General features: G+C 32.6%; 4 protein-coding genes and 2 riboswitches. Of the genes, 1 reads left to right on the top strand and 3 read right to left on the bottom strand.

What is annotated here, in order from left to right; all coding sequences use genetic code 11:
* Positions 1 to 295 precede the first annotated feature (295 nt).
* Positions 296 to 2,641 (bottom strand): ATP-dependent Clp protease ATP-binding subunit, encoded by a 2,346-nt coding sequence (locus RBH29_RS11900; protein WP_306697072.1) that lies wholly within the window; start codon positions 2,639 to 2,641, stop codon positions 296 to 298.
* Positions 2,642 to 3,357: 716 nt separating this feature from the next.
* Positions 3,358 to 3,442: riboswitch (cyclic di-GMP riboswitch) on the top strand.
* An 84-nt stretch (positions 3,443 to 3,526) separates the two neighbouring features.
* A riboswitch (cyclic di-GMP riboswitch) is annotated at positions 3,527 to 3,615 on the top strand.
* A 17-nt stretch (positions 3,616 to 3,632) separates the two neighbouring features.
* On the opposite strand from RBH29_RS11900, the gene RBH29_RS11905 reads away from it, so the two are divergent.
* The gene (locus RBH29_RS11905) at positions 3,633 to 4,472 is read left to right on the top strand and encodes a transglutaminase-like domain-containing protein (RefSeq protein WP_306697073.1); all 840 of its coding nucleotides are present in this window, start codon (positions 3,633 to 3,635) and stop codon (positions 4,470 to 4,472) included.
* Positions 4,473 to 4,573: 101 nt separating this feature from the next.
* On the opposite strand, the gene RBH29_RS11910 is transcribed toward RBH29_RS11905, so the two are convergent.
* Complete coding sequence (locus RBH29_RS11910; protein ID WP_306697074.1) at positions 4,574 to 5,848, bottom strand: S-layer homology domain-containing protein; 1,275 nt, start codon at positions 5,846 to 5,848, stop codon at positions 4,574 to 4,576.
* A 669-nt stretch (positions 5,849 to 6,517) separates the two neighbouring features.
* A partial coding sequence (locus RBH29_RS11915; RefSeq protein WP_306697076.1) for an S-layer homology domain-containing protein occupies positions 6,518 to 8,579 on the bottom strand: 2,062 nt, incomplete at its 5' end.

Here is an 8,579-nt window from a genome sequence, read left to right on the forward strand (position 1 = left end):
TCCACTAAGTCTATACTACTTTATCTTATTTTAAGACTAACTATTTAATTTTCCTGCAATATAAATTAAACTTGCTTTTTTATATTTAATATAATTTTAATAATAATTCTTTAGTTAAATGATATAATATAGTTAAGCCTTTATTAACAATTTTTCATACACAACCTCTATATTTATAGAAATTCAGATAAAAAGCATTTATTTAAAAATAAATGCTTTTTATCTGGAAAACATACTAATTTTATCTTAAGCCCGAACCTTAATCCCCAGTGTTTAGTTTCAGCTCCAAAGCTCATTATTTGAACTTTATTTCTTCATCTTCAATATAAATAACAATATTACTTCCTTCTTTATAAATTCCTTTAAGATACATATCGGCAAGTTCATCTTCAATATATTTTTGAATCATCCTTCTAAGTGGTCTAGCTCCATATTTAGGGTCATAACCTTTTTGAAGTATAAACTCAATAATCGAATCTTCTATCTCTACTGTCATATTCTTTTCATTAACTTCATCCACTATTTCTTCAAGCATTAAATTAATTATCTTTTTAAGTTCATCTTTCTTTAATTGGTCAAATACAATTATTTCATCTATCCTATTTAAAAATTCTGGTCTGAATATTTCTTTTAAAACATCCTTTACTTTGTTTTCAATGGCAATATAATTATCACTTCCAAAACCTATTCCACTTGCCTTAGCACTTGTTCCCGCATTGGATGTCATTATTATTACTGTATTTTCAAAACTTACTATCTTGCCATGACTATCAGCTATTCTTCCATCTTCAAGTATTTGCAAAAACATGTTAAATACATCTGGGTGAGCTTTTTCAATTTCATCTAACAATATAATAGAATATGGTTTTCTTCTTATTTTTTCAGTAAGCTGACCTGCATCATCATAACCTACGTATCCAGGAGGTGCACCAATTAGCTTGGCAACTGCATGTTTTTCCATATATTCAGACATATCAAATCTTATCAATGCCTCTTCACTTTCAAAAATTTCTTCTGCAAGAGCTCTTACCAATTCAGTTTTCCCTACTCCTGTAGGCCCTACAAAAATAAAAGATGCTGGCTTTTTCTTTTTCTTAAAATCCGCCCTGTTTCTTCTTATAGCCTTAGAAACACCTTTAACTGCATTGTTTTGACCTACTAATCTATTATGAAGCCTTTCTTCCAAATTCAAAAGCTTTTTTGCTTCTATTTCAGTAAGTCTTTGCACAGGAATTTTAGTCCAAGTTTCTATTACATGTGCAACATCATCTAAAGTAATCTGTATTTCTTTGTTTTTATATTCCATATCCTGTATTTGAGTTAACAATTTACACTCTCTAACTTTCAAATCTGCTGCTTTTTGATAATCCTCAATAGAATCTGCTGATACCGCACTTTCCTTTTTTTCCTGCACTTCTTTAAGTTGCTCTTTTAATGTATCAAGCTTAACCAATCCAACATTTTTTATATTAGCTCTAGATCCTGCTTCATCTAAAATATCTATTGCTTTGTCAGGCAAAAATCTATCAGTAATATATCTTTCTGAAAGAATTACAGTTGATTTTATTATTTCATCAGTTATTTTTACTCTGTGGAACTTCTCATAATAATCTTTAATTCCCTTTAATATTTCAATTGTATCTTCAACAGAGGGCTCTTCAACAAGTACGGATTGAAACCTTCTTTCTAATGCAGTATCTTTTTCAATATGCTTTCTATATTCATTAAGAGTTGTTGCCCCAATAACTTGTATTTCACCTTTAGCAAGAGAAGGTTTTAATATGTTAGCAGCATTCATTGCACCTTCTGCTTCTCCTGCCCCAATAATATTATGAAGTTCATCTATAACCAGTATTACATTTCCCAATGCTTTAACTTCTTCTATAATACCTTTCATTCTGCTCTCAAATTGACCTCTAAACTGTGTTCCCGCTACAACACTTGTTAAATCAAGTAAATATATTTCTACATTAAATAACTTTGCCGGAACCTCTCTTTGAGCAATTTTAACTGCAAGCCCCTCAGCAATGGCAGTCTTTCCAACACCAGGCTCTCCTATTAAAACAGGATTATTTTTATTTCTTCTGTTTAGTACTTGAATAACTCTGTCTATTTCCTTACTTCTACCAATTACTCTATCTATTTCATCATTTCGAGCTTTCTCTGTAAGATTGTTTCCATAGGTGTTTAGATACTTTCTTTTCTTAGAGACTTTTTTTTCTTGGGTTTTTGTTTTTCTCTTACTTTTAAAGCTTCTTTCTTCCTTTTTATCATCACCTATTGTATTATCTTTCAAATCTTTAGAGTCTTTAAAGTCTTTAGAGTCTTCACTTTTAAATAGATTTTTATTAAACATATTTAAAAACGGATTTGCGGTATTTACAGAATCTGAATCCAAATCTTCTGATATATTATTTAAATCATTTATATCCATGTCCTGCATGAAATCTCCCATCTGTTTGTTTAAATCTTCTATCTCGTCATCAGATATACCTGTTTGTTCAAGTATTTGATTAATTGGTTGAATCCCCTTCTTTTTTGCACAAGAAATACATAGTCCTTCTTGTGCCTGCTTTCCATCTATAATTTTTGTTATAAAGACAACTGCTACATTCTCTTTACAAATAGAACACATCATCATATTAAACATCTCCCATCCCTAACACACTTAATTTTCATAAACAACTTACTCCCATAGAATAAAAACTTCAGGCTTAGAGTCTCTTTGCTGTTAATTCTTTCACTTGGTTGCAAGACTTATAAATAAATGTCTGAGCATTAACACCCACTTACTTTGAAATTTTTACAACCTTCAAACAGAACTATATAGTACATATTCTGGTTTATCAAGCAAATACTGCTTATATTTAATTAAGTATTTTAGAGTAAAATACTTAATTAAATATAAGTAAAATCAATTTGATTACTAAGGAATTCCTTAGAATTAACGCTCCATTCTCAATAACAAACTTCCTATGATTTAACGGGTTTTAGCCGATGAAAATGGGATGTTATCTCTTAGCCATTCTAATTAAAATCCAACAAAACATTGGTACCAAATTGACTTTTATAGTACCATAAGATTTATTACACACAAAAACCTATTCTTAACTTTTTATAACATCATACCCTAATATAAATAATACAAATCAAATATTTCTTGATTAAACACATATTGCCTTAACAAAAGACTATAGTTGAAACAATAAGCAATAATCTACCAATCCTTTTAAGTTTTTTCTTAGTTAAAGTATAACACACAGCAACAAGTGGTGCAAGAAATCAAAAATAATTGGATATCTATTGAAAAATATATTATTTTGTTATATAATATATTTATACAATTTAATAATTATGTTTTGAAAAGGGCAAATCTATCGAAAGGTAGAGGCGCAAAGCTACGGGTCTACGGTCTAAACACTATGACAGCCGGGTTACCAAAATTAGAGTGTGATGTATGTTTATTAGCTCTGCCTGGTAGTCCGGTCAGAGCTTTTTAGTTACTCTAAAACATACATCAGTGCCCTTACGACAAAGGCAAACTCAATGAAAATTGAGGACGCAAAGCTTCAGATCTTCGGTTTTAATTTTAACCAAGATGGCTGAGTTACCGAAAAAAGGGAGGAATTGTTATGAAGAAAAGTATTAAGGTTTTTGCTATGCTCTGCATAGTGGTAACAATGTTTGTAAATGTCGTATTTGCTACAGGAACTTACACACCAGGTTTTATGCGTATCAGAAATGTGACTCTTCAAAATATCCCATCAGAAGTTGACGGCAAAGTAACCTTTTCTGGATCAACTGACAATGAAAAAATAAAAATACTTATTGTTAAAGATGAACGTCAGCGTTGGTATGATGTTGATTTAGAAGATGGAGATTTTCATGAGGAAATATGGCTTATTGATGGAATAGGCAATTATACTGTTTCAGTTTTAGTTCATGTGGAAGACAGAAGATATGCTTATGGCCCTACTGTAAAAGTTGAAAACATAACTGAAGTTAACAGATTTACTGTACCTACATTACACGTTGAAAGCAATCACGAAGATATTATTGAATTGGCAAATGAAATAACCAAAGATAGTGAAACTGACATGGAAAAAGCACAAAGCATTCACAATTGGGTATCATCAAACATTACATATGACTACGAAAAGTATGAACTACAAAAAGAAGGTCATTTTGATAACGACTATGGAGCTTTACATACTTTTAGAACTGGTACAGGGGTATGCTACGATTACTCTAATTTAGTTGCAGCATTAGGAAGAGCCGTCAATTTACAAGTAAAAGTTATTAAGGGTAATTATACAAGCCCATCCCGCAGTGAGCTTCATGCTTGGAATGAAATATATGTATCAGAAGAAGATAGATGGATTTTATTAGACTCTACATTTGCATCATCTAGAAGAAGTTTTTTTGACACCAGCGAGCATTTTATTTATCACGAAAAAATTGAAGCTTACTGATAAGTTGGGGCGTTAGTCCCCTAACTTTCTCCTTACGCCTTCCTGCACTTACAATAAAAAAGCCCCCTCCTCTTTTTTAGGTGGGGCTTTTTTTATTACTTTTAATCATTTAGTTTTTCTAAGAAAACTTCTCGCCCTTCTTCATCCACATAATAACTGTGATCAATAGCTCCTTTAGCAATATCACCATATGCCCAGTAAGTATCAGGTACATCCGGGAAATTTTCCTCAACCTCATATAGTGGTCCTCGGTCTAGTGCTCTGTTTATTAACGCAACACTTTCGGCACGCTTAATATTTGCTTGAGGCTTAAACGTGTCATCTGGATAACCATTAATATATCCATGTTTTGATAATTTCTCAATATATTTTTGAGCCCAATGCCCTACAGAGTCATCAAATTTATTTTTAACCTGTTGTGGCTCTTCTAACTCCATAAACTTAAAAACAACAGTTGAAAATTCAGCTCTTGTAATACTGTTGTTAGGCTTAAATGTTCCATCTGGATAACCAGTAAACAATCCTAAATCAGAAACATGTTCAACTGCCCAAGTTGCCCAATGGTCTCCTGACAAATCAGTATAGTTAACATCACTTTTTGATTGTGTATTCTTGTCCACTTCTAACAAATTAGCAAATATAACTGCCGCCTCTGCTCTGGTTATATTATTTTCAGGTTTAAAGTTCCCATCTGGATAACCACTTAAATATGCCTTATGTATTCCTTCTTTACTACCTGGCACTAAATCTTCTGGCTTATCTAAATCTTCTGTTTCTTCTAATTCTATTTGGTCAGAATCTTCTTTATCAGAATCTGATTCTTTATCTTTATCTGTTATAATGGTAGATGAATCATCACTTACCTTCACTCCGCCTTTGGTGAAATTTAAAGGAATTGTTTCTAACTCATAATTTGCAATTGCCCCCATAGATTCTAAATCAACATAACTCACTCCATCATCAGCTGAAGATTTGATTTTAAATACTATTATTAAAAACTCTCCATCTGTTTTTATTAATTCTTTTCCGAGCCCTGTTTCATCCACAAACATTGTAGCTATCTTTCCTAAATTACGAGTATTAAGTCCTAAATTTACTCCTGGATTGGTAATTATACTTCCTGCCCTCACTTCATCTACTTCCAAAACATTTTGATCGTAGTTTAGCATAAAATCACAATTATTAATTCCTGAGTCAGGAACATTTAAAAACTTTACTGGCACCTCTACTGTATCTCCAGGCTTACCCTGTACAGTGCTTACTTTTATCTCCATATCACCACTTGCAAAAGTTAGACTATTTGAAAATAATATACTAGTCAAAGTAACTGCTATAAGAATACAGATATAAATAAATGATATTTTTTTTAATTTCATAGTTAAACCTCCCTAAATAATTCAAAAGCAACATATTTAAATTTCGTCATATAATTAAATGTTCTCTTTCTAGTTAGTTTTTTATTGACTGTTCTGCAACAACATTCTTTCAAAATTATTACCATAATTTCTAATTAGTTTTTACAACACCCCCGCTAAAAAATACTTTATAATGTCCCCTGCTTAATTTTTTAAAACAATTCACCTCCAAATAAAATAATTTTTTATAAAAATGACATACTATCAATGTTTCAAATTCACATTATAATTTATTTTTGTTAATCACCAGTAAATTGAAAAGATATGATTATTAAATTCAAATTCGCAAAACTAGACTAAAAATCAGTTAAAGATGCTTGTTTCAATTTAAATTAACATCATTAGCATCAACTTCCCCATAAAATAATAAATTAGTATAAAAACCTATACGTATATATGGATTTTTATATCTGTTATATACATAATTATAAGGCAATTATAGTAAAATTTCAAGATGTTTTATAAACAATATCTTATATATTTTTTTAATTTTATTCTAAGACTCCACCTGAAGCCTCAATTTTTAGCTTTAGCTAAAGGAGTTCACTTTAAAGTCTTCTTCATAAAAAAATCACTGTACCATTATGGTACAGTGATTTAAATTTATGCACTAATTATATTAGTTTATTACTAGTCTAATCTTTCTATTAACACTTCACGACCATCTTCATCAATCATGTATGCATGATCTATTGAACCTTCTGCAATGTCATAAAATGCCCAATGATCTTCCTCTACATCTTCATATATCTGTGGTGCCTCATACAGTGGCCCTCTGTCTAAAGCTCTGTTCACTAACGCAACAGTCTCAGATCTTAAAATCTTGTCTTCCGGTTTAAACGTTCCATCTGGGTAACCACTAATATGACCAAGTCTTGTAAGCTGCTCAATATAGTTCTCTGCCCAGTGTCCTTCTGAATCCTCAAAGCTAAATTCATCAAAGTGAATTTCACTTATGCCACTAACTAATTCCAAGAACTTAAATACTGCAGTTGAAAACTCAGCTCTTGTTATATTTTGATCAGGCTTAAAGGATCCATCTGGATATCCTACAAATAAGTCCCTATCAGATACAAACTTAATCGCCCATGCTGCCCAATGTTCATCATCAATATCTGTGTATTTGTCACCAATTAACAAGTCATAATTATCTTCAGCACCTAATATTCTTGTAAATATCGCAGCCGCCTCAGCTCTTGTTATGTTTCTATCCGGTCTAAATAGTCCATCTGGATATCCACTTAAATATGCCATATGTTCACCTGTAACAGCGCCTGGAATCTCATCATCATCTGGCTCAACTATTTCATCATCTTCTTCGTCATCATCAGGCGTTGGCGACGGTGTTGGTTCTGGTGATCCACCACTTGGAGGTCTCCTTGTTGGTGTTGGTGTTGGTGTTTCTGCAACCTCTACTCCTCCAGATATAAGTTCAACTTCTAATGAAATTAAATTACCATCTTCAAAATCAAACTCATCTGCAAAGTTAATTTCACTTATACCAACAGGTGCAGAATCACTAATTTCTACCTGTAATGTTGCAAATACACCATCTGCTTTAATATTGTTGTTTTCAGAACCTGATTCATTGTTAAACATAAACTCTATTCTTCCCTCTTCACTGTCTATGCTTGAACCAAAATCAGCACCTTCTTCAACTATAGCACCATGAGTAACTTCGGTTACTTCAAGTACATCTGGGTCATAAAACAACACAAAATTAGAATTATTTATTTCACTTGCAGGTACATTAATAAAATTAACAGGAACCTGCACTGTTTCACCTACGTCTCCTTCAACTGTTTCTACTTCCACCTTCAACTTCTTATCATCTTCGTCGTCTTCATCATCTTCGTCATCTTCATCATCTTCATCTTCGTCGTCTTCATCTTCTTCTTCATCTTCGTCATCTTCATCATCTTCGTCGTCTTCATCTTCATCATCTTCATCATCTTCATCATCTTCATCATCTTCGTCATCTTCATCTTCGTCGTCTTCATCATCTTCGTCATCTTCATCATCTTCATCTTCGTCATCTTCATCTTCATCATCTTCATCATCTTCGTCATCTTCATCTTCGTCATCTTCATCTTCATCATCTTCATCATCTTCGTCATCTTCATCTTCGTCATCTTCATCGTCGTCGTCTTCATCTTCGTCGTCTTCATCATCTTCATCGTCTTCATCATCTTCATCGTCTTCATCATCTTCGTCTTCATCATCTTCATCATCTTCATCATCTTCATCATCTTCGTCATCTTCATCTTCATCTTCATCATCTTCGTCATCTTCATCTTCATCATCTTCGTCATCTTCATCTTCATCATCTTCGTCATCTTCATCTTCGTCGTCTTCATCATCTTCGTCATCTTCATCTTCGTCGTCTTCATCATCTTCGTCGTCTTCATCATCTTCATCATCTTCGTCATCTTCATCTTCGTCATCTTCATCTTCGTCGTCTTCATCATCTTCGTCATCTTCATCTTCGTCGTCTTCATCATCTTCATCTTCATCTTCTTCATCATCTTCGTCTTCATCGTCTTCATCGTCTTCATCATCTTCATCGTCTTCATCATCTTCATCTTCGTCATCTTCATCGTCTTCATCGTCTTCATCATCTTCATCATCTTCGTCATCTTCATCTTCGTCATCTTCATCGTCTTCATCATCTTCGTCGTCTTCATCATCTTCG

This window comes from Herbivorax alkaliphila (assembly GCF_030848475.1).
Lineage (GTDB): Bacteria > Bacillota > Clostridia > Acetivibrionales > Acetivibrionaceae > Herbivorax.

Coding starts and splice junctions, on each gene's coding strand:
- RBH29_RS11900 (WP_306697072.1), bottom strand. CDS start 2,641: ATGATGATGTGTTCTATTTGTAAAGAGAATGTAGCAGTTGTCTTTATA.
- RBH29_RS11905 (WP_306697073.1), top strand. CDS start 3,633: ATGAAGAAAAGTATTAAGGTTTTTGCTATGCTCTGCATAGTGGTAACA.
- RBH29_RS11910 (WP_306697074.1), bottom strand. CDS start 5,848: ATGAAATTAAAAAAAATATCATTTATTTATATCTGTATTCTTATAGCA.